The sequence below is a fragment of the Mycobacterium sp. genome (assembly GCF_052143115.1).
Lineage (GTDB): Bacteria > Actinomycetota > Actinomycetes > Mycobacteriales > Mycobacteriaceae > Mycobacterium.
On the sequence record NZ_JBKQTQ010000163.1, the window covers coordinates 40,027 to 64,480 of the forward strand.

The 24,454-nt window shown below is 65.7% G+C and carries 22 protein-coding genes and 1 pseudogene; 12 read left to right on the forward strand and 11 right to left on the reverse strand.

Annotated elements, in window-relative coordinates:
* Window positions 1–12: 12 nt before the first annotated feature.
* Together ACLQI9_RS16605 and ACLQI9_RS16610 are read left to right on the forward strand one after the other, a co-directional pair.
* Complete coding sequence (locus ACLQI9_RS16605) at window positions 13–519, forward strand: polyketide cyclase (RefSeq protein ID WP_442378926.1); 507 nt, start codon at window positions 13–15, stop codon at window positions 517–519.
* Between the two features lie 4 nt (window positions 520–523).
* A complete protein-coding gene (locus ACLQI9_RS16610) occupies window positions 524–1,129 on the forward strand; it encodes a class I SAM-dependent methyltransferase (RefSeq protein WP_442378924.1) in 606 nt (201 codons plus the stop codon).
* On the opposite strand, the gene ACLQI9_RS16615 is transcribed toward ACLQI9_RS16610, so the two are convergent.
* A complete protein-coding gene (locus ACLQI9_RS16615) occupies window positions 1,126–1,995 on the reverse strand; it encodes an SDR family NAD(P)-dependent oxidoreductase (RefSeq protein WP_442378922.1) in 870 nt (289 codons plus the stop codon). The two genes, ACLQI9_RS16610 and ACLQI9_RS16615, sit on opposite strands and share 4 nt — an antisense overlap.
* On the reverse strand, window positions 1,992–2,612 hold the full coding sequence (locus ACLQI9_RS16620; RefSeq protein WP_442378920.1) for a TetR/AcrR family transcriptional regulator: 621 nt from the start codon (window positions 2,610–2,612) through the stop codon (window positions 1,992–1,994). Before ACLQI9_RS16620 ends, ACLQI9_RS16615 begins: the two co-directional genes overlap by 4 nt.
* Window positions 2,613–2,668: 56 nt before the next feature.
* Here ACLQI9_RS16620 and ACLQI9_RS16625 point away from each other — a divergent pair, with 56 nt between their 5' ends.
* A complete protein-coding gene (locus ACLQI9_RS16625) occupies window positions 2,669–3,814 on the forward strand; it encodes a phosphotransferase family protein (RefSeq protein WP_442378918.1) in 1,146 nt (381 codons plus the stop codon).
* Entirely contained in the window at window positions 3,814–4,929 is a 1,116-nt protein-coding gene (locus tag ACLQI9_RS16630) for a hypothetical protein (protein WP_442378917.1), read from the forward strand. Before ACLQI9_RS16625 ends, ACLQI9_RS16630 begins: the two co-directional genes overlap by 1 nt.
* On the opposite strand, the gene ACLQI9_RS16635 is transcribed toward ACLQI9_RS16630, so the two are convergent.
* The 4 genes and pseudogenes from ACLQI9_RS16635 to ACLQI9_RS16650 all read right to left on the reverse strand — a co-directional run bounded on the left by ACLQI9_RS16635 (window position 4,912) and on the right by ACLQI9_RS16650 (window position 9,283).
* On the reverse strand, window positions 4,912–6,288 hold the full coding sequence (locus tag ACLQI9_RS16635) for an LLM class flavin-dependent oxidoreductase (RefSeq protein WP_442378915.1): 1,377 nt from the start codon (window positions 6,286–6,288) through the stop codon (window positions 4,912–4,914). The two genes, ACLQI9_RS16630 and ACLQI9_RS16635, sit on opposite strands and share 18 nt — an antisense overlap.
* A 4-nt stretch (window positions 6,289–6,292) precedes the next feature.
* Window positions 6,293–6,634 (reverse strand): annotated as a pseudogene (locus ACLQI9_RS16640) (MFS transporter); the annotation flags it as partial.
* A gap of 91 nt (window positions 6,635–6,725) precedes the next feature.
* On the reverse strand, window positions 6,726–8,201 hold the full coding sequence (locus ACLQI9_RS16645; RefSeq protein ID WP_442391936.1) for a flavin-containing monooxygenase: 1,476 nt from the start codon (window positions 8,199–8,201) through the stop codon (window positions 6,726–6,728).
* Window positions 8,202–8,263: 62 nt separating this feature from the next.
* Window positions 8,264–9,283 (reverse strand): TIGR03617 family F420-dependent LLM class oxidoreductase, encoded by a 1,020-nt coding sequence (locus tag ACLQI9_RS16650; RefSeq protein WP_442378911.1) that lies wholly within the window; start codon window positions 9,281–9,283, stop codon window positions 8,264–8,266.
* A 100-nt stretch (window positions 9,284–9,383) separates the two neighbouring features.
* Between ACLQI9_RS16650 and ACLQI9_RS16655 the strand changes: the two genes are divergently transcribed.
* The gene (locus tag ACLQI9_RS16655) at window positions 9,384–10,730 is read left to right on the forward strand and encodes a flavin monoamine oxidase family protein (protein WP_442378909.1); all 1,347 of its coding nucleotides are present in this window, start codon (window positions 9,384–9,386) and stop codon (window positions 10,728–10,730) included.
* On the opposite strand, the gene ACLQI9_RS16660 is transcribed toward ACLQI9_RS16655, so the two are convergent.
* Entirely contained in the window at window positions 10,725–11,681 is a 957-nt protein-coding gene (locus ACLQI9_RS16660) for an alpha/beta fold hydrolase (RefSeq protein WP_442378908.1), read from the reverse strand. The genes ACLQI9_RS16655 and ACLQI9_RS16660 overlap by 6 nt on opposite strands.
* Before the next feature lie 240 nt (window positions 11,682–11,921).
* Here ACLQI9_RS16660 and aceA point away from each other — a divergent pair, with 240 nt between their 5' ends.
* Window positions 11,922–14,216: an isocitrate lyase ICL2 gene (gene aceA, locus ACLQI9_RS16665; protein ID WP_442378906.1), complete on the forward strand. Its 2,295-nt coding sequence runs from the start codon at window positions 11,922–11,924 to the stop codon at window positions 14,214–14,216.
* Here aceA and ACLQI9_RS16670 read toward each other — a convergent pair.
* A complete protein-coding gene (locus ACLQI9_RS16670) occupies window positions 14,213–15,118 on the reverse strand; it encodes an NAD-dependent epimerase/dehydratase family protein (RefSeq protein ID WP_442378904.1) in 906 nt (301 codons plus the stop codon). The two genes, aceA and ACLQI9_RS16670, sit on opposite strands and share 4 nt — an antisense overlap.
* A gap of 135 nt (window positions 15,119–15,253) precedes the next feature.
* On the opposite strand from ACLQI9_RS16670, the gene ACLQI9_RS16675 reads away from it, so the two are divergent.
* Window positions 15,254–16,024 carry an SDR family NAD(P)-dependent oxidoreductase gene (locus ACLQI9_RS16675; RefSeq protein WP_442391937.1) on the forward strand — a complete coding sequence of 257 codons (771 nt, stop codon included), beginning with the start codon at window positions 15,254–15,256 and terminating at the stop codon, window positions 16,022–16,024.
* Here ACLQI9_RS16675 and ACLQI9_RS16680 read toward each other — a convergent pair.
* The gene (locus tag ACLQI9_RS16680; protein ID WP_442378900.1) at window positions 16,006–17,757 is read right to left on the reverse strand and encodes an acyl-CoA dehydrogenase family protein; all 1,752 of its coding nucleotides are present in this window, start codon (window positions 17,755–17,757) and stop codon (window positions 16,006–16,008) included. The two genes, ACLQI9_RS16675 and ACLQI9_RS16680, sit on opposite strands and share 19 nt — an antisense overlap.
* Before the next feature lie 210 nt (window positions 17,758–17,967).
* On the opposite strand from ACLQI9_RS16680, the gene ACLQI9_RS16685 reads away from it, so the two are divergent.
* Entirely contained in the window at window positions 17,968–18,495 is a 528-nt protein-coding gene (locus ACLQI9_RS16685; RefSeq protein ID WP_442391938.1) for a hypothetical protein, read from the forward strand.
* Here ACLQI9_RS16685 and ACLQI9_RS16690 read toward each other — a convergent pair.
* Together ACLQI9_RS16690 and ACLQI9_RS16695 are read right to left on the reverse strand one after the other, a co-directional pair.
* Window positions 18,492–19,967, reverse strand: coding sequence for an aldehyde dehydrogenase (locus ACLQI9_RS16690; protein ID WP_442378897.1), 1,476 nt, complete (start codon window positions 19,965–19,967; stop codon window positions 18,492–18,494). The genes ACLQI9_RS16685 and ACLQI9_RS16690 overlap by 4 nt on opposite strands.
* Window positions 19,968–19,987: 20 nt before the next feature.
* Window positions 19,988–20,692: an SDR family NAD(P)-dependent oxidoreductase gene (locus ACLQI9_RS16695; RefSeq protein ID WP_442378895.1), complete on the reverse strand. Its 705-nt coding sequence runs from the start codon at window positions 20,690–20,692 to the stop codon at window positions 19,988–19,990.
* A 112-nt stretch (window positions 20,693–20,804) separates the two neighbouring features.
* On the opposite strand from ACLQI9_RS16695, the gene ACLQI9_RS16700 reads away from it, so the two are divergent.
* The 4 genes from ACLQI9_RS16700 (at window position 20,805) to ACLQI9_RS16715 (ending at window position 24,405) form a co-directional block, all read left to right on the forward strand.
* Window positions 20,805–21,770: a TIGR03621 family F420-dependent LLM class oxidoreductase gene (locus ACLQI9_RS16700; protein ID WP_442391939.1), complete on the forward strand. Its 966-nt coding sequence runs from the start codon at window positions 20,805–20,807 to the stop codon at window positions 21,768–21,770.
* 108 nt (window positions 21,771–21,878) lie between these two features.
* On the forward strand, window positions 21,879–22,769 hold the full coding sequence (locus ACLQI9_RS16705; protein WP_442378891.1) for an enoyl-CoA hydratase/isomerase family protein: 891 nt from the start codon (window positions 21,879–21,881) through the stop codon (window positions 22,767–22,769).
* Window positions 22,766–24,070, forward strand: coding sequence for an aromatic ring-hydroxylating oxygenase subunit alpha (locus ACLQI9_RS16710; RefSeq protein ID WP_442378889.1), 1,305 nt, complete (start codon window positions 22,766–22,768; stop codon window positions 24,068–24,070). Before ACLQI9_RS16705 ends, ACLQI9_RS16710 begins: the two co-directional genes overlap by 4 nt.
* The gene (locus tag ACLQI9_RS16715; RefSeq protein ID WP_442378887.1) at window positions 24,070–24,405 is read left to right on the forward strand and encodes a hypothetical protein; all 336 of its coding nucleotides are present in this window, start codon (window positions 24,070–24,072) and stop codon (window positions 24,403–24,405) included. Before ACLQI9_RS16710 ends, ACLQI9_RS16715 begins: the two co-directional genes overlap by 1 nt.
* The last annotated feature ends 49 nt before the right edge of the window (window positions 24,406–24,454 follow it).

Below are 24,454 nucleotides of genomic sequence, written 5' to 3' on the forward strand. Positions count from 1 at the left end.
ACGTGAAGCCCAATGATCGGCGATCGTTGGAACGTAACGGACGACGAAGTCGCCCGGCACTATCCATGCGATGACCTCGTCCACGTGCCAACTCTGCAGGCGTGGCGCGGAATTACCGTGCAAACAACGCCGGAGACGCTATGGCCGTGGGTCGGTCAGATCAGGCTCGCACCGTATTCCTACGACTGGATCGACAACCTCGGCCGTCGGTCACCGCAGCAACTGATGGGCCTGCCGGACCCCGTTGTCGGCGAGGCATTCAGCACTGCTGCAACCCGTCGCTTCGGGCGCATTCTCGCCGTCGAGCCGCCCAAGCACCTCACCGGTGAAATCATGGGTACCCAGATCTCGTATGTCCTTGTGCCGGAGGGTCAGTCGACCCGGCTGCTGATGAAGCTCGTCACGGCCATGAGCCGCTGGTTGGCGCCCGGGCTGTCCGTCGGCGACCTCATCATGGCTCGCCGGCAACTGCTCAACCTCAAGCACCTAGCCGAACGATCTCGGGTGGTGGAACACTAACCCTGTGCCGCCGTATCGAGATGTCGCCGGGTTCAACGACCGTGCCGCCGGATACGACCAGGGCTGGCGGGGGCGACTGCACCACGAGATCGCTAACCGCACTGCCAGTCTCGCCGTGACTACCGTCGCCGCTCCCGGCCGGGTCCTCGACCTGGGCTGCGGAACGGGCTATCTGCTGCGGACATTGGCAAGCTGCTATCCCGATGCCGAGCAACTTGTGGGTATCGACGCTGCTCCGGAGATGGTGCGGACGGCCGGCGCCACCGCCGGAGATGACCGGTTGGCATTCGCCGTCGGCGTCGCCGAACACATCGGCTACCCCGACGAGATGTTCGACCTGGTCGTCAGCACAACGTCGTTCGATCACTGGTCGGATCAGCAAGCGGGACTGAGCGAATGCGCCCGAGTGTTGCGCCGCGGTGGCCAGTTGGTGCTCGTCGACCAGTTCTCGCGGTGGCTGGCGCCGACGCTGCTCACCAGCCGCCGTGGCAAAGCCCGGACCAGGGGCCGCGCCACCCGGTTGCTCTTGCGTGCCGGATTCAGCTCGCCGCGCTGGCATCGGCTACACGCGGTGATCATCAACGCGGTGACCGCGACGAAACCGGCTTAAGACTGGAACGAGCGGAAGCTGCCGTCGAGCACCTGCAGATGACCGATCGTTCGTCCCGTCACGACCTCCGGATCCACCAGCGCCAACTCCACCGCCGCCCGCGCGAATTCCTCCGCCGGCGCCACGTCGTTGAATTCAGGGGCGTAATACGAAAGCCCCGGCGTCATTATCGGTTTGGACGGCGACAGGGCATTGACCGCGATGTGGTGGCCCTGCAGATCGAAGGCCGCACACCAGGTCAAGTGTTCCAGCGCGGCCTTGGATCCCCCGTAGCCGGGCAGCACGCCGCCGCTGCGGTCGAGGTACGGCCCGTCACCCGGTAGCCGGGATGCGACGGAGGTGACGTTGACGATCGAGCCGCTCTTGGCGGCCATCATGTCGGGGCAGACCAGCTGGATCAACTCATAGGCCGCGAACACCGAGATCTCGAAGTGTCGCCGGTACGCGCCCAGCGGCGTCCCCAGCAGCGGCGGCCAATCGGGTTTGGCCCCCATCGGCGAGACTTTGCTCGACTTGGCGCGTGTGTCGTCACCAGGTTTCGGCGGGCGTCCGGGCGCGGTGAACGCCGCGTTGTTGACCAGAATCGTGGCAGGGCCCAACGCATCTCGGGCCTGATCGACGAGCCGCGCTTTATCGTCGCGGTCGAGCAGGTCGGCCCGGATTGCGACCGCGCGTCCGCCAGCCGACTCGATGTCGGCGACGGTCTCACCGATGGTCCCGGGCAGCCGTTCGTCCCAGACATTTTCGGTGCGCCCGATCACCGCGACCGCCGCGCCTTCAGACGCCAGCGCCACAGCGATCGCCCGGCCCAATCCGCGGCTGGCGCCGGTGACGATCGCGGCCCGGCCGTCCAGTCGTCCGGTCACCGGCCCGACCCTACATCTCGAGTGACGCCGTGAACGAGAATTGCGGTGGTCTGTTCCACCCAGGCGTCGTCGAGTCGTTCGTCCGGACGCAGCAGCAGCCGCAACAACGTCGCTCCGCCAATCAACTCGATCAGCCGGTCCGGGTCGACATCGCGATGCACCTCACCGCGCTCCACGCCTTCGCTCAGTCGCGCCCGCACGGCGGTGAACAGAGCCACAAAGCGCGACATCACCCGGGCGTTGAGCTCGGAGTCGGCGCTCATGTCGGCGACCAGCCCGGGCAACGCGGCGCGCACCACCGGGGTGGTGAACACGTCGCGCGCGGCGGCGATCATCGCCCGCACGTCAGCCGCCATGTCGCCGGCCGGAGCCACCAGCGCCGTGGGCGCCACCGGAAACGCGGCCTCGTGCACCAGTTCGGCCTTGCTCGACCACCGGCGATACAGCGCGGTCTTCGTGGTTCCGGCGCGTTCGGCCACCGCGGCCAACGTGAGGTTCGAATAGCCGATTTGGACAAGCAGATCCGCGGTCGCCGTCAATATGGCAGCGTCGATACGCGGATCACGGGGCCGTCCGGCACCCGGGGCCTTGTCAACCGAGGGTGGGTCTGCTTTCATAACGCTACCTACCGTATCGTAATTGCCGCGAAGAAGTCTCAATGAAGGAGGCACCCGTGGCCAATGAACCTGTGCTCGACAAAGTCGACCGACTTCAGCGCTCCAGCCGCGACGTCACCACCCTGCCCGCGGTGATGTCGAAATGGCTGTCAACCGTCCTGCCCGGCGGAACGACACCACAGGTAACCGTCGAAAGCGGCGTGGACTCGACCGGTATGTCGTCGGAGACGATCATCTTCACCGCCCGCTGGGAGCAGGACGGCCAGCCGATGACGCAGAAGATGGTGGCCCGGGTGGCACCCACCGCCGAGGACGTCCAGGTCTTCCCGACATATCGGCTTGACCACCAATTCGACGTGATACGGATGGTCGGCGAGCTGACAGACGTCCCGGTCCCGCGGGTGCGCTGGCTCGAACCGACCGGCGACGTCTTGGGGACACCGTTCTTCTTGATGGACCACGTCGAGGGCGAGGTGCCGCCCGACGTCATGCCCTACACCTTCGGCGGCAACTGGTTTGCCGACGCGCCGCCCGAGCGTCAGCGCGAACTGCAGGACGCCACCGTCGGAGTGTTGGCATCGCTGCATTCAATCCCCGACGCGGACAAGACGTTTGATTTCCTCCTGGACAAAGGAGCAGGACAGCAGGGCGACACCGCGCTGCGCAGACACTTCAACTGGGTACGGTCGTGGTACGACTTCGCGCTACCTGACATCGGACGATCGCCGTTGCTGGATTGGAGTTTCCGGTGGCTGGAAGACAACTGGCCGCAGCAGGTGGCCGCCACCGAGCCGGTGCTGTTGTGGGGTGACGCCCGGGTGGGCAACGTCTTGTACCGCGACTTTCGGCCGGTGGCCGTACTGGACTGGGAGATGGTGACGCTAGGTCCGCGTGAGCTCGATGTCGCATGGATGATTTTCGCGCACATGGTCTTTCAAGAACTAGCAGGTCTGGCAACACTGCCGGGCTTACCGGAGGTGATGCGTGAGGACGACATCCGCGAAACCTATCGGCGGCTCACCGGCGTCGTGGTGGGCGACCTGCACTGGTTCTACGTCTACTCGGGAGTGATGTGGGCTTGCGTGTTCATGCGCACTGGCGCGCGGCGGGTGCACTTCGGGGAGACCGAGAAACCTGACGACGTGGAGGCGTTGTTCTACCACGCCGGATTGCTGAAACGTCTAATCGGAGAGGATCAGTAATGCTCGGACCGCTCGACGAGTACCCGGTACACCAGGTTCCCCAACCGATCGCGTGGCCGGGTTCCTCGGACCGCAATTTCTACGATCGCTCCTACTTCAACGCCCACGACCGCACCGGGAACATCTTCGTGATCAGCGGCATCGGCTACTACCCCAACCTCGGGGTGAAGGACGCTTTCATGCTCATCCGGCGCGGTGATACCCAGACCGCGGTGCGCCTTTCCGACGCCATCGATCAGGACCGGCTCAATCAGAACGTGAACGGTTATCGGATCGAGGTCATCGAGCCGCTGCACAAGCTGCGGTTGATCCTCGACGAAACCGAAGGAATCGCAGCCGATCTCACCTGGGAGGGTCTGTTCGACGTCGTCCAGGAGCAGCCGCACATCCTGCGCTCGGGTAACCGGGTCACGCTAAACGCGCAGCGATTCGCCCAACTCGGCAGCTGGAGCGGCCGGATTGCGATCGACGGCCAAGAGATCGCCGTCGATCCCGCCACCTGGATCGGCAGCCGCGACCGGTCCTGGGGCATCAGGCCGATAGGCGAACCCGAACCCGCCGGCCGGCCCGCCGACCCGCCGTTCGAGGGCATGTGGTGGCTTTACGTTCCGATGGCGTTCGACGACTTCGCGGTGGTGCTGATCATCCAGGAGGAGCCCAACGGATTCCGTTCGCTCAACGACTGCACCCGAATCTGGCGCGACGGTCGGGTCGAGCAGTTGGGCTGGCCGCGGGTCAAGATTCACTACCGGTCCGGCACCCGCATCCCGACCGGCGCGACGATCGACGCCACCGCCCCCGATGGCACCCCCGTCCACTTCGACGTGGAATCCAAGCTGCCGGTGCCCATCCATGTCGGCGGCGGCTACGGCGGTGATTCGGACTGGCTGCACGGCATGTGGAAGGGCGAGAAGTTCGTCGAGCGGCTGACTTACAACATGACCGACCCGGCGATCATCGGGCGATCCGGCTTCGGCGTCATCGACCATGTGGGCCGCGCGGTGTGCCGCGACGGCGACGGCAATCCGGTGGAGGGTTGGGGTCTCTACGAACACGGCGCGCTGGGCCGCCACGATCCGTCGGGGTTCGCCGACTGGCTAACGGTTGCGCCGTAACCGGTTTCGGTACGCAGCGCCGGGGTGATCGGCCGGCAGCAGCGGTTCCGCGCCCCCGAGGCGTTCGCGAAGCGTCGAAGGCGCGACGTGATCCGGCACCCGGCCGCGGCGACGAAGCTCGGGCACAACGAATTTCGCGAAGTCGACGAAGGTGCCCGGGGTCGTCACGTAGGCCAGATTGAAGCCGTCGACATCGGCCTCCTCGACCCAACGCTCGAGTTCGTCGGCTACCTCGGCGGGCGAGCCCACCAGTACCGGGCCACGACCACCGATGCCGATTTCCTGGGCCAATTCCCGCACCGTCCAAGTGCGCTCCGGCGCGGCGGTGGTAAACGACGCCAGCGCTGACCGGTTCGCGTTGGTCTCGACGTATCGCAGCGGATCGTCGGGGTCGAGCTGGGCCAGGTCGACCCCGGTCCAGCCGCCGAATAGCGCCAACGCACCACTGGCGCTGACGAACTTCCGATACTCGGCCAGCTTGGCGACGGCCTGTTCATGCGTTTCGGCGACGACCGGCGTCACCATCGTGAACACCTTGATCGACCGCGGATCTCGGCCCAGCTCGGTGGCGGCCGTCCGCAGCGCCCGCACCGGACCACGCACGATTTGCGGCGTCGGGCCTGAGACGAACACCGCCTCGGCGTGGGCTGCCGCGAACCTGACGCCCCGCGGCGAGGCACCGGCCTGGAACAGCACCGGAGTGCGTTGCGGCGACGGTTCGCACAGGAACGGACCGGGGACCGAGAAGTATTTGCCGTTGTGCTCGACGTCATGCACCTTGGCCGGATCGGTGAACACACCGCGCTGCGGGTCGCGCACAACCGCATCGGACTCCCACGACGCTTCCCATAGCTTGTAGCAGACCTCGAGATACTCGTCGGCGATCTCGTAGCGTTGGTCGTGCGGGATCTGTGCGTCCAGGCCGAGATTGCGTGCGGCACTGTCCAGATAGGAGGTGACGATGTTCCACGCCACCCGGCCACCGGTGAGGTGATCCAGCGTCGACAACCGGCGCGCCAGCGCGTAGGGCTGCTCATAGGTCAGCGACAGCGTGATTCCGAACCCCAGAGACTCGGTCACCGCGGCCATGGCCGAAACAGCCGCGGTCGGGTCGTTCACCGGGAACTGCGCGGCGTCGATCACCGCCGCATCCCGTGAGGCTCCATACACGTCATAGACGCCGAGCACGTCGGCGAGGAACAGGGCGTCGAAACCGCCGGCTTCCAAGATGCGGGCCAGCTCGGTCCAATAGCCGAGTTCGCGATAGCGGTAGCCATGGTCTTCGGGATGGCGCCACAGCCCCGCCGACTGGTGCCCGACGCAAGCCATGTCGAATGCGTTGAGAAAGATCCTGCTCACCGCATCACCGCAGCTGATCAGCGCGAGTTTCCCGCGCCCCGTAGGCCGCCGCAACCGTGATCGCAGCCAGCACAGCGAAATACGTCACGATCAGCCACGGCCTGCCGCCGCCGGCGGCCAGGAGACCCGCGGCGATCAACGGCGCGAACCCTCCCGACAGCACTGCTCCTATCTGATAACCCAGAGACGAGCCACTGTAGCGCATTCGGGTATCGAACAGCTCGGCAAACCACGCGGCCTGCGGACCGTACATTGCGTCGTGAACGACGTTGACGCCGAATACAATCGCCGCCACCACCGCGATCGCCGACCCGCTTCCGCCCGCCACGAAGAACAACGCCAGAGCGTTGGTCGATCAGCGTCTGCGCTGCTGCTTGCGCGTGGGTCCAGGGCGCGGAGTCGTTGAGGGAGGTGAGGGAAATGCGGGGCAATCGAACTTAAGCGAGTTGCGCCTCGTCGGCGCTCGCGCTGCCGAACACCATCTGCTCGTCGATCGGCCGTAGCCGATGGTCAAGCACGTCGCGCAAGAAGTCGCGGCTGACCAGCCACGGTCGGCGGGTGCCCGACTTGGGCAGCACGTCCAGGGCGCGTAGCACATAGCCCGCCTGCAGGTTGAGCGTCGGCTGCTCGGCCATGTCGGTGTCCCCGAGGTGCGGATATGCGTGCGTGTACCCGTGAGAGTTCATGTATTCCAACAGCTTTGCCACCGACCGCGCCGTCATGTCGGCGCCCAATGTCCAGGACGCATTGACGTAACCCACGCACCAGGCCATGTTCGGAACATCCTCGAGCAGGTGCCGCTTGTAGACGAAGCGGTCGTGCGGGTTGATCTTTTCGCCGTCGACGCTGATGCTGATGCCGCCGAGCGCCTGCAGCTGCAATCCCGTCGCGGTGACGATCACATCGGCGTCGAGGTGCCGCCCCGACTTCAGCACGATGCCGCTCGCGTCCATGTGGTCGATGTGGTCGGTGACCACGTCGACGGCACCGTCGCCGATCACCTTGTACAGGTCGGCACCGACGAGGAAGCACAGGCGCTGATCCCACGGGTTGTACGGCGGCTTGAAATGGGTGTCGATGTCGTAGCCGTGCGGCAGGTTGCGCTCCGCGATGCGCCGTAGCCGCCGCTTCGTCCACTCCGGCGCCCGGCGCGACACCTGCCAGATCAGCACACCCGCGAGAGCGTTGCGCCAGCGAATCATCCAGTGGGCAATCCTGCGCGGCAACATGTTTCGGATCGCAACCGACGTCGGCTCCACCTGTGGGGTGGAGATCATGTAGGACGGTGTGCGTTGCAGCATCGTCACATGTGCGGCCTGTTCAGCCAGCGATGGGATCAAGCTGACCGCAGTCGCGCCGCTGCCGATCACCACGAACCGCTTGCCCGTGCAGTCCAAGGACGCCGGCCAGTGCTGCGGGTGCACCACGTCACCGGTGAAGGTCTCGATTTCGGGAAATGGCGGTTTGTAGGGATTGTCGTAGTCGTAGTAGCCCGTGCCGAAGAACACGAACCGGCATCGGTAGGTCTTGGCGGTGCCGTCTTGCTCGGCGCGCACCGTCCAAGTGTCCGTGGTCGAGTCCCAGTCGGCTGACTGGACGTAGGTGTTGAACCGGATGTGCTCGTCGATGTGATGCTTCCGCGCGGTGTCGGCCAGGTACTGCCAGATGTGCGATCCATCCACGATCATCTCCGGCCGGGTCCACGGCTCCCACGGGAAACAGAGCGTGAAGATGTCGCTGTCGGACCGCACCCCCGGATAGCGGTACAGGTCCCAGGTTCCGCCGAGGCGCTCACGCCGTTCCAGGATGGCGAAGCGCAGCTGCGGGTTGCGCTCCCGGATGCGATATGCGGCGCCGATCCCAGATATCCCTGCACCGATGATCACCACGTCAAAGAACGGGTCCTCAATCATCGAAAATCTCCTCCCACCGGTGGTCGGCGAGTTACTTTTCGCCCTCCAGGGTAGGCGGGCCACTAGTCACGGCGATGGGAGCCGGGACTTAGCTCGTCGATGATTGCGGCCAGGGTGTCGAGGCCCATCGGCCCCGACTGGTACAGGCAGACGGTGTCGGCCACGCCGTCGACGCGGTCCCGGATATGTCTTGCGACATCCGCAGGCGTGCCGCAGGCCGCGATGGTGTGCAGCACCTCGTCGTCGATCAGCCCGCCCATCTCCTCCCAGCGGCCCTGCTTGGACAACGCGTTGAGCTCGGGCTGCAGATCCTCCCAACCGTGCGCGGCCAGCACCGGCCGATACGCCGGGGTGGACCCGTAGAACGCCAACAGCCGGCGGGTCCCCGCGTCGGCCTGCTCACGCTCAGCGTCGGTGCCACCTGTCGACACGATGATCTCGGGCAGGACAGTGAAGTCGCCGGTTTGGCGGTTGCCGGCACGCAGAGCCTCACGCACCGTGGGCATGGTGTGCTCGTGCAGAAACCGCTTCGAGCCGAACGGCATCACCAGCAGACCGTCGGCGTGCTCGGCGACGGCACGGGTCAGCCGCGGCCCCAGCGCGCCGACGTAAATCGGCGGCGGACCATACGGATTCGGGCCCGGGTTGAAGGTAGGCGTCATCAACGTGTGCCGGTAGTAGTCGCCGCGAAAATTCAAGCGCTCGCCGGAGTTCCACGCCGCGAAGATCGCCCGCAACGCCGCAATCAGCTCGGTCATGCGAGCCACCGGCTTGTCGAACGGGGCGCCGAAGCGCTTCTCGATTTGGGTGCGAATCTGGGTGCCGAGTCCGAGAATGAATCGGCCCGAGCTCAACAGCTGATGGTCATTAGCCTGATGCGCCAGGTGAATCGGGTTGCGCGGGAATCCGATCGCGACATTCGTCATCAGGTCCAGGCCGCCCACGGTGGCCGCCAACGTCAGCGGCGCGAACACGTCGTGCGCTCCCTCGAAGCTGGCGACGCCGCTGGCACCGGCGTCGCGCAACTCCCGCGCCCGGTCGGCTGCGTCGGCCAGCCCATACAAAGCGGTGAAGACTTTCAACGAGGACCGCCTGACGACGACGCGGGTGGTGTAACCACCCGAGCAGGACTCGGGCAGTGCGATTGAGCCTACGCAGCGCCCATGCGGTTGACTGAGCGGCATGCCCGACGCGACCTGGACCGCCGATATCGCAGTGGTAGGGGCCGGTTTCGCCGGGCTCACCGCAGCCCGAGAACTGATGCGGCTCGGGCACGATGTGCTGGTGCTCGAGGGCCGCGACCGGGTGGGCGGACGCTCGCATACCGGCCATGTCGCCGGCATCCCGGTCGATCTGGGCGGCACGTTCGTCGGCCCGACGCAGGACGCCGTGCTGGCGCTGGCCGGCGAGCTCGGCATCCCGACGGTCCCCACTTACCACGACGGCGCCAACCTGATCCGATGGCGCGGCGCGGTTCGCTCGTACAGCGGCACCATCCCGCGGCTCTCGCTGGGCGGCCTCATCGACATCGGCCGGGTGCGTTGGCAATTCGAGCGCATCGCGCGGGCTATTCCGCTGACCGAGCCCTGGACTGCCCGCCGTGCCGCTCGGCTCGACGGGCAGTCGCTGGGCGACTGGTTGCGGTCGGTGCGCGCCGGCGCCACCGCACGCGATCTGCTGGCCATCATGGCGCGGGTGACCTGGGGATGTGAACCCGACAACGTGTCGATGCTGCACGCGGCCCGCTACGTGCGCGCGGCCGGTGGTCTGGATCGGCTGCTGGACGTGGAAAACGGCGCGCAACAGGACCGTTTCGCGGCGGGCACGCAACAGATCGCCGACGACTCAGCGGCTGAACTCGGCGACCGCGTTGTACTGGAGGCCGCGGTGAGACGCGTCGAGCACCGCGACGACGGAGTGACGATCACCTGCGAAAAGGGCCGGGCCGACGCCCGGTTCGTCATCGTCGCGATCCCGCCGGAGCACCGGAGCGCCATCGAGTTCACTCCCCCGCTGCCCAACGAGTACCAGCAACTCGCCAAGCGTTGGCCGCAGGGCCGACTCAGCAAGGCGTATGCTGCCTACGCCACCCCGTTCTGGCGGAGCAACGGTTCCTCCGGTGAAGCGCTGTCCGACGAGGGCCCGGTGTTCATCACCTTCGACGTCAGCCCGCAGCCCGACGGACCGGGCATTCTGCTGGGGTTCGTCGATGCCCGCACCTTCGACGAGCTACCGGCCGATCAGCGTCGGCAGCGCGCGCTGGAATGCTTCGCATCGCTGTTCGGCGACGAAGCGCTGAAGCCGCTCGATTACGTCGACCATCGTTGGGGTGCAGAAGGATTCGCGGCGGGCGGGCCGACTGCCGCGGTGCCGCCGGGCTCGTGGACTCGTTATGGACCTTGGCTGCGCCGCCCGGTCGGACCCATCCACTGGGCCGGCACCGAGACCGCCGACGAGTGGACCGGCTTCCTCGACGGGGCGGTGCGTTCCGGGCAGCGCGCCGCCGCCGAGGTAGCTCAGCGCCTATGAGCTGATGCGTCGGCTGCCCGTGAACGATTCGGCGAGCGCGCGCAGCTCCCGGTTGACCTCGGCGGGCCGCTCCAGCATCGAGCAGTGCCCGCCGGGCAGCACGACGAGCTCTACCAGGTTGGGCGCGGCCGCGGCGATCCGCCGGGACTGAACAAGCGGCGTCAGCCGGTCGCGTTCGCTGCCGATGACCAGGGTCGGCACCGTCAGGCCGGCGAGGCTGATGTGCCGACGTCCCAGCGCGTCGACGAGCACCTTGCCGCAGCCGCCGCGTCCGACCGGCGATGTGGCTTTGAACAGGTCATAGATCAGCTTGCCGACCTCGGGCTCGGCGTCGGCGCCGACGGCCAGCATCGAGATCATTTCGCGGGTGGCGCGGCGCACGCCAGGCGGCACGGAGAACGAGCCGAAGATGTTGACCAGGGCGCGCGCACCCAACACCCGGACCGCGGCGAACGGCGCCGGAACCGGCACCAGCCTCACCTCGCGGAGCAGATCACCGGTGGTGGTGTTGATCAGAGCCACAGCATCGGCGCGCGCCTCGACCTTGTGGCGGTACTGGTCCGACCAGGCGGCGATGGCCATGCCGCCCATCGAGTGTCCCGCGATGACGGCACGCTCCCCCGGCGCGAGCGTGGCCTCGAGCACCGCGTCGACATCGGAGGCGAGGTGCGTAAGGCTATAACCCCCCCGCCGGGGAAGCCCGCTGCGGCCGTGGCCGCGAGCATCAAACGCGATCACCCGGTAATCGGTGGCCAGCTCGGCGATTTGGTAGGCCCACACCCGGATGGCACACGTGATGCCGTGCGCCAACACGAGCGGATAACCGTCTTCGGGCCCGAAGACCTGGGTGTGCAGGCGGGTGCCATCCGGAGCGCGGACGGGGACGGTGCGGCTGGGCGGCAAGGCCGCCGGTAAAGAACCCAGCGTGCGGACCGATCGTCGAGAACTCATCGCAGCTCCCCTCGGAGGCGGCGCCGTCGCCGCGTGGCGCGAGTGTATCCGAGCGGGCTATCCCAAACGGCCAAAATGACCCCGACGCTAATTAACCTGGGGTTTAGCGTCGCCTGGATGGCGGCATCCTCGATGCGGCTGATCTTGGCCAGCGAGATCCCGATTTGAAACTTTATGCCGCACGGCAGCCCATAGACTCGCACTATCGGGGGAATTGGGCTGGAAGAGGAGCGAACGATCATGGCCATTGATGCGGGCACCGAGGCACGCACAACACTCGAAGACGACTTTGACAGGGATGTCGCCGCCACGCAGCGATACTTCGACAGCCCGCGGTTCGAGGGAATCACTCGCCTCTACTCCGCACGCCAAGTTGTAGAGCAGCGCGGCACCATCCCCAGCGATTACATCGTTGCGCGAGAGGCGGCGCAGGCCTTTTACCCTCGGCTGCGCGAGCTCTTCGCCCAGCGCAAGAGCATCACCACCTTCGGCCCATACTCGCCGGGGCAGGCAGTGACCATGAAGCGGATGGGCATCGAGGGCATCTACCTCGGCGGTTGGGCAACCTCCGCCAAGGGCTCGATCAGCGAAGACCCGGGGCCCGACCTGGCCAGCTATCCGCTGAGCCAAGTGCCCGACGAGGCCGCCGGCCTGGTCCGCGCGCTGCTGACCGCCGACCGCAATCAGCAGTACCTGCGGCTGCGGATGAGCGAGGAACAACGCGAACGAACACCGGCGGTCGACTACCGGCCGTTCATCATCGCCGACGCCGACACCGGCCACGGCGGCGATCCGCACGTGCGCAACCTGGTCAAGCGGTTCGTCGAAGCGGGCGTGCCGGGATACCACATCGAGGACCAGCGGCCGGGCACCAAGAAGTGTGGGCATCAGGGCGGCAAGGTTCTGGTGCCGTCCGACGAACAGATCAAACGTCTCAACACTGCCCGCTTCCAACTCGACATCATGCGGGTGCCGGGCATCATCGTCGCGCGCACCGACGCCGAGGCTGCCAACCTGATCGACGGTCGCGCTGACGAGCGCGACCAGCCGTTCATACTCGGCACCACCAACCTGAAGATTCCGTCCTACAAGGCCTGCTTCCTTGCCATGGTCCGGCGTTTCTACGACGCGGGATTCGCCGAGCTCAACGGCCACCTCCTCTATGCCCTTCCCGACGGTGAGTACGCCGCTGCCGATGCGTGGCTGGAGCGTCACGGCATCGCAGACCTGATCGCCAAGGCGGCTGCAGCCCCGGACCACGCTCAGGTTTCGATCGACGCCGTCTTCGATGAGGTCGAGTCCAAGTTCGTCGACGCCTGGCAGGACGACGCGGGGTTGATGACCTTCAGCGAGGCCGTTGCGGATCTGCTTGAATTCGCCGAGAGCGAGGGTGAACCGCGCGACATGAGCGCCACCGAATGGCGGCAGTTCGCCGAGCGTGCGTCGCTTTACAGCGCCCGGGAAAAGGCGAGGGAGTTGGGCGCCGACCCCGGATGGGACTGCGCGCGGGCCAAAACGCCGGAGGGCTACTTCCAGATCCGCGGCGGCATACCGTACGCGATCGCGAAATCGCTTGCCGCGGCCCCGTTCGCCGACCTCCTCTGGATGGAGACCAAGACCGCCGACCTCGCCGACGCCCGGCAGTTCGCCGAGGCCGTCCACGCCGTGTACCCCGACCAAATGCTCGCGTACAACCTCTCGCCGTCGTTCAACTGGGACACCACCGGCATGACCGACGACGAGATGCGGGCCTTCCCCGAAGAGCTCGGCAAGATGGGCTTCGTCTTCAACTTCATCACCTACGGCGGACACCAGATCGACGGCGTCGCCTCCGAGGAGTTCGCCACCGCGCTACGGCAGGACGGCATGCTTGCGCTGGCCCGACTGCAGCGCAAGATGCGCCTGGTCGAGTCGCCGTACCGCACACCGCAAACCCTCGTCGGCGGGCCGCGCAGCGATGCCGCGCTCGCCGCTTCCTCCGGGCGCACCGCGACCACCAAGGCGATGGGCGAGGGCTCGACCCAGCATCAGCATCTGGTGCAGACCGAGGTGCCGAAGAAGCTGCTGGAGGAGTGGCTGGCGCTGTGGGGCGACCACTACCAGATCGGCGAGAAGCTGTCCGTGCGACTACGTCCGCGACGCGCCGGATCCGAGGTGCTCGAACTCGGCATCTACGGCGACGGGGAAGAGCCGCTTGCCAACGCGGTCGTCGACCCGATCAAGGACCGGCACGGGCGCAGCATACTCACCGTGCGCGACCAGAACACGTTCGCCGAGAAAATGCGCAAGAAGAGGCTGATGGACGTTATCCACCTGTGGCTGATCCATCGGTTCAAGCCGGAGATCGTTTACTACGTCACACCGACCGAGGACAACATCTATCAGACCGAGAAGATGAAGTCGCACGGCATCTTCAGCAACGTGTACCAAGAGGTCGGCGAGATCATCGTCGCCGACGTGAACCAATCGCGCATCGACGAGCTGCTGGCGCCCGATCGCGAAGCGCTCAAGCGGCTGATCGCCAAGGAGGACTAGCCGGAGCCGACCAGCTCCGGATGGAACTTGGTTGCCAGCCGACGCATCCCGTCCTGCCAGTCGACCGTGGTGACCCCGACCAGCTCGCGCATTCGGCTCGGGTCGGTGGGATTACCGCGCAACGCCTGCTCGCTCTCCTGGAAGACCGGTTCCTTGCCGACCAGCGAACCAAGGTAGCTGCACCACTCCTGGAGGCTCACGGCCTGCTCTCCGCACCAGTTGAGCGTGGTCGCCGGGACCGACGCCACCGCAAGCAGTTTCGGGATGGTCGCGATGATGTCGTCCTCGTGGATCGGGTTGTAGCGGGCCGGCCCGCCGGCCGGGACCGGGATCGGAATGCCGGCCAGCATCATCTCCATGTGATAGAACGGCCACCCTCCGTTGTCGCCGTAGGGGACGTTGAGCCGGGCGATGACGGTCGGCACGCCGAGCGCGCGGGCCATCGTCCTGGCGACGACCTCGCCCGCGATCTTGGAGATGGAATAGGTTGGAAACAAAGGCTTGTGGTTGTCGCCCAATGCCGCACGCTCGGTTCGTGGTTCGTCATCCGGGGGGTCGTAGACGGCACCTGACGAGCAATGCAGGAACGCTCTTGCGTTGCGGCAGTGGGCCATCAGCAGCCCGACGGACTCCGCGTTGGCGGCGAGATCTTTGTCCCAGTTCCCGCTCTTGGCCACCGCCAAGTTGAGGACGTAATCAAAATCGGAGGGGAGGGCATCAAACTCCCCGGCGGCCAGGTTGACGGCCTCGCACCGCACCCCCGATTTCTCCAGGGCCTCACGCGCCGCAGCATTGGTGAACCGGGCAATACCCCAGACTTCGTTATCGGCCGCCAGGGCCTGGGCAATAGGACTGGCAACCTGACCGGTCGGACCGGTGATCAGGATCTTCGAGCCGCTCATGCGCTGATAGTAGGCCCGGTCTCACGCAGCGATCGATTTGCACCGGAAGAAACCTCGGGTACGTTGGAACAACGAGGTACACCGATCGGTTTATTATTGGCGTTCGATGAAAACTCGCCGCTAGGAGCAAACGCCATGTCATCTGTCCTCGTCACCGGAGCCAGTCGTGGGATCGGCCGCGCCATCACCGAGGAGCTCGCCCGCCGCGGACACCGCGTCGTAGCCACCGCGCGTGATCCGCGCTCGCTGACCGATCTCGACGTCAGCCAACGACTGGCCCTCGACGTCACTGACGACGCCAGCGTCACCGCCGCATTCGGCGCCGCAGGTGACGTCGACATCGTCATCGTCAACCCCGCCGACATTTTCTACGCCGCCGTGGAAGCCATACCGCTGCCCGAACTGCAGCGGCTGTTCAACCTCAACACCGTCGGGGCAATCCGGGTGGCCCAAGCCGCGCTGCCGCAGATGCGAGCCCGCGGCGACGGGAAGCTGCTGTTCATGTCCGGCGTCGTCGGGCGGGTCGTACTGCCGCCTGGCGCGGCGTATGCGGCGACGAAATGGGCGCTGGAAGGGCTCGTCGAAGCGCTGGCCATCGAGACAGCCCGCTTCGGCGTCCAGGCAGCGCTGCTCGAGCCCGGCGCAGTGAGTTCGGGCGCACTCGACGACGTGACTACTTACACGCTGCGCGACGATCCCTACGCCGAACTCCTCAAAGGCGGCGGCCCGCGCGCCGGGATGATCACGCCCGAGCAGGTAGCGGCCGAGGTCGCCGACGCCGCGGAAAAGCCGCAGCTGCCGTTGCGGATTCCGATCGGCGACGCCGCCCGCACGCTGCTGGCAGCGCGCCGTGCGGCACCCGACGACGTGCCATTTACCCCGACCGGCTACGCACGCATCTCGTAGGCGCCGTCGTAGGCCTTGACCTGCTGCCAGACCCGGTCGAAGCGGTCGGCATCGACTACCGGCTTGCGCACCGCCGAGATAGCCCAGTCTTGTTGTGCCGGCGTGGAACTCGGCTTGCCGTGCAAGGCGACGGCATGTTGGGAGAAATCGCGTATCTGGACACTGAAAATCTGGTCCACCAGGTCGGCGTCGAGTCCGATCAGACCGGCTTGCTCGAGAATCAGCTGACCGTAGACCACCAGAGTAAAGAGGTGACCGACGACGAGCAGGAAGTCGAGGTCGCGCATCTGGTCAGCGTCCGGCGCGGCGGTGGCCAGTAGCTCCTTGAGCGCCAAGGCCTGCTCATAGAAAAGCGCCACATTCGGGATTTCCAAGTGCTTTTCGTAGACCGGTGCCCAATCGGCGAATTGGACCTTGGATGCGCCCCTCGCCGGACCCTGCGCCCAGAAGAACACGTCATCGGCCGGGTCGTTGCGAGCGCCGATCTCCGGGTAGGTCGCCGGGTTGAACATGTAATTGGGCATGAACTTGAGGATCTGCGCGACGTTGACGTGCACGGTGCCTTCTAGCCGCGGCAAGGCGCCGATCAGCCGCGCCACTTCGCAGAAGTAGGTGTTCTTCTCGAAGCCTTTGGCGGCCAACACATCCCACAGTAGGGTGACCACCGTCTCGCCCTCAGAGGTGACTTTGGACTTGGTCACCGGGTTGAAAAGCAGGTATCGACGGTCATCGAGGCTGGCGCTGCGGAAGTAGTCGATCGCGCGGTCGCTGAAGAGTTTCATCGCGACCAATCTCGCGTAGGCCTCGACGAAGCTGGCACGCACGTGGGGGAAGTCGGTGACCGGGTTGCCGTAGAGGATGCGGTTGTTGGCATGTGTGATCGCCTCATAGAAGGCGTGCTCGCACATCCCGATCGAGCCAGAGCACAAGTTGAACTTGCCGACATTGACGGTGTTGAGTGCTGCCGAGAACGCCTCCGGGCCCGTGCACAGGATGTCCTCCTCGTGCACCGGATAGTCGTTGAGCCGGAAGTTGCTGACATACATCTGGCCATGCACGACGTTGCCGATCAGTTCGTAGTTCTGGTGGCTGCTGTCGGCGACGAACCACACGTAACCGTCAGCGCCTTCGACGTCGGTGCGGCGTGAGAACACCGACACCATGCCCGCGACGTTGCCGTTGCCGATGTAGTACTTCTCCCCCGACGCGCGAAAGACCGGTTCTTCCGGACCCGCGGCGCCATTGTCGCGAGCGGGCGTCAGCAGCATGTCGGTGTTGTAGATGTCTGCGCCGTGCTCACGCTCGGAGAGCCCGAATGCCATCACGCCGCCCGCCTCGAGTTGGCTGGCCGCGCGTTCCTTGGCCTTGATGTTGTCGCTCTGCCAGATCGGCCCGAGGCCCAGGATGGTGACCTGTTCGGCATACCAGTACGACAGGCCGTAGAACCCGAAGATCTCGCTCAGTGCGGCGTTGCGTGAGGTGTCCCAGCGCTTGTTCGGGTCGCCCCCGCCGTACTCCGACGGCGTGAGGAACGTCGCGAAGATCCGCTCCCGCTTGATGAAGTCGAGGAAATCCGACACCCACGCCGCCTCGAGATCGTCGCGGAGCAGCGTGTTCTTGCCCCGTTGTTCGAACCAGTCGATCACCGCGCGAAGTTGACGCCGCGTCTCGGCGTCGAAGTGCGACGGGTCGTAGGTATTCGGATCGAACAGCAGTCGGTCGGAGTTCGCCATGGCTTGGCCCCTTTCATCGGCGCGGGTCCGGCGTCGAATCTAGCTTCGTGACGATGCAGGCCGCTAGCGGCCTGAGGAGGAACGGAGCAATCGAATGTAGCGCTAGTCGCCCGACCGGTCGCGAACTTCGTCGCAGTCCGCTAACGATTTGGTGGTGTCGCGGCGTGGCTGAGCCCGCCACCTGGTCAGACATGTTCTGGCGAAGGCCTGATGTCGTCGTACGGGCCTTGCACCCGCCGCGCCACCGTCGCCGCGGCGGCGTGCTGGGCGCTGCTTGCCGTCGGCGTGCCAGCGGCCACTGCCGGCCCGGCGACCGATGCGCTGGGTTTCGTCGAATCGACAGCGCGCTGTGCGGCGCCGGACACGGCGGTGGCTTTCGGCAGTACCGCGACCTCGCGGGTGGCGATCTGCCAGACCCCCAGCGGTAAATATGAGTACCGCGGAGTGCGGATCAGCGACGGCGCCAAGTTGGTCGTGCCGGCGTCGGCCTCCAGCGACGGCGGATTCGTCGCCGACAGGGACGGAATCACCTACACGGTGACGTCGAGTTCCCTGGTTGTCAGCGAGGGCAACCAGGTGATCCGCACGGAATCGATGGAGTACTTCCACGGGCCGAAAACGCCTGCGGCGCAGCCGGCTACATCAGCGCCGGCCGCGCCACCGCCGTCGACGACACCGACACCGACGACGCCGTTGCCGCCACCGTTGCCCGCCGAAGTGGGCGGCAGCCGACACTAGGGCCGATTGTCCGCCGGCGCCGCAGCGGAAATCGATTGGCTCACCGTGTAACTGTCGATTCCTTCGGTTCCGAGTTCGCGGCCGTAGCCGCTGTTCTTGACACCGCCGAACGGGGCCGCCGGATCCATGATGTAGCCCTCATTGACGCCGAAAGTGCCCGACCGCACCCGCGCCGCGACGCCATACCCGCGATCGACGTCGGTGGTGAAGACCGAGCCGGCCAGCCCGTACTCGGAGTCGTTGGCAATCCGGATCGCTTCGTCCTCGTCACCGTAGGCAATGACGGTCAGCACCGGGCCGAAGATCTCTTCGCGGGCAATCCGCATGTCATTGGTCGCGTCGCTGAAAAGCGTCGGCCGCACATACCAGCCGGTGTCGAGACCGTCGGGCAAGGCGGCGCCGCCGGTCACCAGGCGCGCCCCTTCGTTCTGGCCCGACTCGATGTAGCCGCGGACCCGTTCCTGCTGACGCTTTGCCACCAGCGGGCCGATCTGGGTGTTGGCATCGGCGGGGTCGCCCACCGTCATCGACGACATCCCGGCGGCCAACGCGTCGACGTACTCGTCCTTGCGTGCCTCCGGCACCAGGATCCGGCTCAGCGCGTTGCACACCTGCCCGCTGTTGGCCAGGCTGGCCATCTGAATTCCGGTGGCGACGGCGGACGGGTCGGCGTCGTCGAGGACGATGGCCGCCGACTTGCCGCCCAGTTCGAGGCTGACCTGCCTCAGCCCCGCGGCGCAGGCAAGGGCTACTTGGCGGCCGGCCGCCGTGGACCCGGTGAACGAGACCTTGTCGACGCCCGCGTGGCCCACCAACAGTTCACCGACATCGCGGCCGCCGGGCACCACGTTCAACACACCGGGCGGAAGGTCGGCTGCCGCGACCAGGTCGGCGAGCAACTGCGCGTCGAGCACCGACTCGGGCGCCGGCTTGAGCACGACCGTACAGCCGGCCAACAGCGCCGGTATGACCTTGGCGACGGTGAGAAACTGCGGCATGTTCCACGGCACCACCGCGGCGACGACGCCCACCGGTTGCTTCAGAATCCGAATGTCCTTGCCGTACAACCCCGGTCGCGTCTGCTGCCATTCGTAGCTTCCCGCCAAGCCACAGAACGCCGAGATCATCGTCAGCGGCAGCGCCACCTGCGCCCTTTTGGCGAAACTGATCGGAGCGCCGATCTCTGCCGAAATCAGCGCCGCCATGTCGGCTCGTCGCTCCTTGTAGATGCCGGCCAGCCGGGTGAGCGCCTCGATCCGCTCGGCGGGCTGCATACGGGGCCACGGTCCGGTGTCGAAAGCCGCCCGGGCGGCTTCGACAGCACGATCCACGTCCGCGGGGCCCGCGCAGGCGGCGTGACCGATGACCGCCTCGCTGTGCGGTGATATCACCGTGATGACGGCGTCAGAACCCGGCTTCGCGACCGGGGGAGCCCACTTCCCGTCGATGAACAGTTGGTCTCTCTCGTACATTGATTCCTTCCAGATCCCTCTCAGGTGTTGCGACCGCCGTTGACGCCGAGGATCTGGCCGGTGATGTAACTGGCCTCCTCGGATACGAAGAACGAGCATGCGGCGGCGATATCCTCGGGCCGGCCCACCCGCCGCACCGGTGTGCGATTGATGTGGTCCTCCACCGAGCCACCGAGCAGATGCCGACGTTCGGCGCTGCGCAGCATCGGTGTGTCGACGAACCCCGGTGGCACGGCGTTGACGGTAATCCCGCACGGACCGTATTCCAGCGCCAGCGATTTGGTCAGGCCGTTCACCGCGGATTTCGCTGCCACGTAGTGAGACATAAACGGTTGTCCGGAATGCGTGCTGGACGACGAGATATTCACGATGCGTCCCCATCCGGCCTCGACCATGTCGGGCAGCACGGCCTGGATGGTGTGGAATACGCCGTTGAGGTTGACATCGATCACCTTGGACCATTCGTCAAAGGACATCTTCGAAAACTTCTTGAAGCCTTCCACCCCGGCGGCGTTGACCAGCACCAGGATCGGGCCGAACTCTTGGCGGATCGCCGCGACGGCGGTGTCGACCTGGGCCCGATCGGTGACATCGGCGAGATGACCGAACCCGTCGTCGGTCGGTGACAGGTCAATGACGGCGACCCGGAATCCGTCGTTGCGCAACCGCTGGGCGACCGCGCGGCCGATCCCTGACGCACCGCCGGTCACGACCGCCGTCTTCAAACCGAAAGCCCACCTTCCTGAGCGACCGCCCAAACATGCCTATCACTCCGCATCGACGGCGGTCAAGTGAAGGGCCTTGAATATCGCACACCGACCAACTTAGGGTCCGTTGATGGACAGGCCCCCATTTCGTTTCGCGGTCCAGGCGACCAACGCCGCCGGGGGCCGCGAGTGGTATGACACCGTCCGCAAAGTCGAAGACCTCGGCTACTCAACGCTTTTCCTGGCTGATCATTACCTGGGTCCGGGCCCCGCGCAGCGAGCCGCACGCACCCCTCGCCAAGACCTGGCCCCCATCGCGGCGATGGCTGCGGCGGCCGCAGTGAGCCAGACGCTGCGCATCGGGTGCCGGGTGTTCTGCGTGGACTATCACGCGCCGGCGATCTTGGCCAAGGAAGCGGCGACACTTGATCTGCTCTCCGACGGTCGCCTAGAGATGGGCCTCGGAGCCGGGTGGAGCGAAGTCGAGTACACCGCGATGGGACTCGACTTCGAGCCGCCGGGCCGACGAATCGCCAAGCTCGCCGAGGTCGTTTCATTCATCAAAGCCCACTGGCAAGGCGAAGAGCTGAACTGGTCGGGCGACTTCGTCCAGGTGCACGGTTACGCCGGACGGCCCCGCACGGTACAGCGCCCACACCCCCCGATCATGATCGGCGGGGGTGGACAGCGCGTCCTGTCGCTGGCCGGCCGCGAAGCCGACATCGTCAGCATTTCCAGTGTGCCGTTCGTGGCGCGCGACGCCGACGGTCTTGATCCACAGGCGGTCGCCCAACGTCGGTTCGGCTTCGTGCGTAACGCTGCCGGCGAGCGCTTCCACGGTTTGGACGTCGAGAGCTCGCCGTATTTCACGGAGATCACCGACGATCCCGAAACCGCCCTGGCCGGCCTGGCGACGGCGACCGGGATCGCCACCGAGTTACTGCGTGACCACCCCAACGTCTTGGTCGGCTCGTTGGAAAGCGTTGTAGAAACCCTGTGTTCGCGCCGGGAAACGCTGGGCATCAACTACGTCACGGTCCAGCAGTCCCAGATCGGATCCTTCGCACCGGTGGTGGCCCGGCTGCACGGACGCTGAGCCTTGACCCCCACGACCCGGAAATGCGACCATGGGCCTGCACAAACTGGGCGATCGCTCAAATTGTCCGGGGTGCAGCCGTCACGAACGTGGGAATGAGAGAGCTCAATGGCAAAGCGGACCAGATACAGCGAGTACCACGATCGGTACCCGAACTATCGGCTCGAACTCTCCGACGACGGCATCCTGCTCATGCAGTGTCACACCAATGGCGGCAGCCTGGTCTGGGACTGGCGCGCGCACGACCAGATGTCCGACGCGTTCGCCGACATCGCCGGGGACCGCGAGATCAAGGTGCTCATCCACACCGGCACCGGTGAGAACTACAACGCCAACTGGGGGCGCCTGCCCAACGGCGACCCGGTCGAAGAGCCCGACTATCTGCTGATGCCCGGTACCCGTGGCCTGCATAAGCTAGACGAAAAGGCTTGGTATGCAAGGCACTTGATCACCAATGTGCTCGACGTCGATGTTCCGATGATCAGCGCCGTCAATGGCCCGTGCAACATGCACTCAGAGGTGCCGCTGCTCGGCGATATCGTGCTGGCGTCCGAAGACGCCTACTTCCAGGACGCGTCGCACTTTCCCCGTGGCCAGGTGCCGGGCGACGGTCAGCACGTCATCTGGAGCTTTCTGGCCGGCCACACCCGCGCCCGCTATTTCCTGCTGACCGGGATGAAGCTCGGCGCGGCCGAAGCCAAGGAGTGGGGTGTGGTCAACGAGGTGCTGCGCAAAGACCAGTTGCTGGACCGAGCTTGGGAACTGGCTCGCGAACTGGTCAAGCGTCCACCGCTGACGCTGCGATACTCACGCCAGCTTTTCACCAACCCCCTCAAGCGGGCTTTCATCGACGAACTGGGCCACGGCCTGGCCCGCGAAACCTACGCGCAGCGGGCCTTCTTCCCGTTCGGCGGTGAGATGGCCCCGCTGGATAGGGCTTGGGACGACCAGCCCTGGTCGCCCAGCGACGGTCAGCGCAGCGAAGGAGTGCCATCATGACCAGCATCCAGCAGCGACTGTCCACCGGCCGGGGCAAGTTCACCACCGACTATCCCGAACTCGGTACCGCCCCGGTCAGCTATGAGGATTCGATCTCCGAGGAATTCTTCGCCGCTGAGCGTAAGGCGGTGTTCGAACGAAACTGGTTGTGCATCGGACGAATTGAGCAACTACCCCGTAAAGGTTCGTACTTCACCCGCGACCTGCCCGGTGGCCTCGCCTCGATCGTCGTGGCGCGCGATATGGACGACACCGTGCACGCGTTCCACAACGTGTGCGCCCACCGGGGTAACAAGGTGGTCTGGCAGGAGCACCCCGGGCGAGAGTCGTCGGGAACTTGTCGCGCGTTCGCCTGCAAGTACCACGGATGGCGATACGGCTTGGACGGCAAAGTCAACCACATCACCAACGAAGGCGAATTTTTCGACCTGGACAAGAACACCCTGCGGATGCCGCCGGTGCACTGCGAGGTGTGGGCGGGCTTCATCTTCATTAACCTCGCCGACGACCCGGTGCCGCTGCGGAATTTCCTCGGCGACGGGCTGCTGGGGATCGAAGCATATCCATTCGAGAAGATGACACAGCGCTACGGGTTCTCCACCCGGATCAACGGGAACTGGAAGCTGGCCGTCGACTCGGTCTGCGAATGGTATCACCCGCCGTATGTGCACGGTCGCTTCATCGACCCTGACGTGTCGAAAGCCGAGAAGATGGTGCCGCCCGTCGACTCTTACCACTACGAATTGTTCCGCCCGCACATGCTCACCTCGGTCCCCGGGCCACCGCCGCTGCCGCGTCGCGAGCCCGGCACCGCAGGACCGGCCGGCCAGGACCAACGCTGGGTCTACAAGCTGTTCCGCGCCGGCTTGTTCGGACCCGACGATGTTCCTGACATCGGACCGAATCCCGATTTCCTGAACCGCGGCAACATCGCATCGTGGGGCAACGACCAATTCTGGGTCTTCCCGAACACATCGATCCAGATCTGGGCGCGCGGCTACTACATCACCTACACCTACTGGCCGGAGACCGTCGACTCGCACATCTACCAGATCGACATGTACTTCGTGCCGCCCGCAAATGCGCAGGAGCGGTTGGGCCAGGAGCTGGTGGTCGACAGCACGATTGAGTTCGCGATGCAGGACGTGAACACCATCGAGGCCACTCACTCGGCGCTAAAGACGCGGGCACAGAACACCTTCCACCTCAGCGACCAGGAACTGCTCATCCGCCAGTTCCACACGGTCATCCGCGACACGGTCGACGCTTATCGGGCCGCCAACACCGCACGGGAGGTGTGATGTCCAGTCCGACGTTGCCTCAGGCGTTCTCCGACCTGGAGCCGTTTGTGGCCGATTGGGCCTTGCCGACGCGGGCACAGCGCTACGAGGCGCGGCTCTCGAAACCGTACGACGAGCTTGTCGCGTTCTACGACGCGATCGCCCCTCGGGCGGAGGAAGCGATCGCCTACCTCAATGGGCTCGACATCAACGACTTGCCGGACGACGCCGAAAGGCTTCTGCACCTGCTTTACTCGATGATCCTGGTCTCCTACGCCGTCAACGTGTTCAAGCAGAACCGCATCCCGGACTCCGGCGCCGCGTTCTTCGACATGGTCGCCGAGCCGGCGGTGTGAGAGTCCCCTTGTGATAGGACCCCAGCGTGACCGCCTCCGAACGACCTAA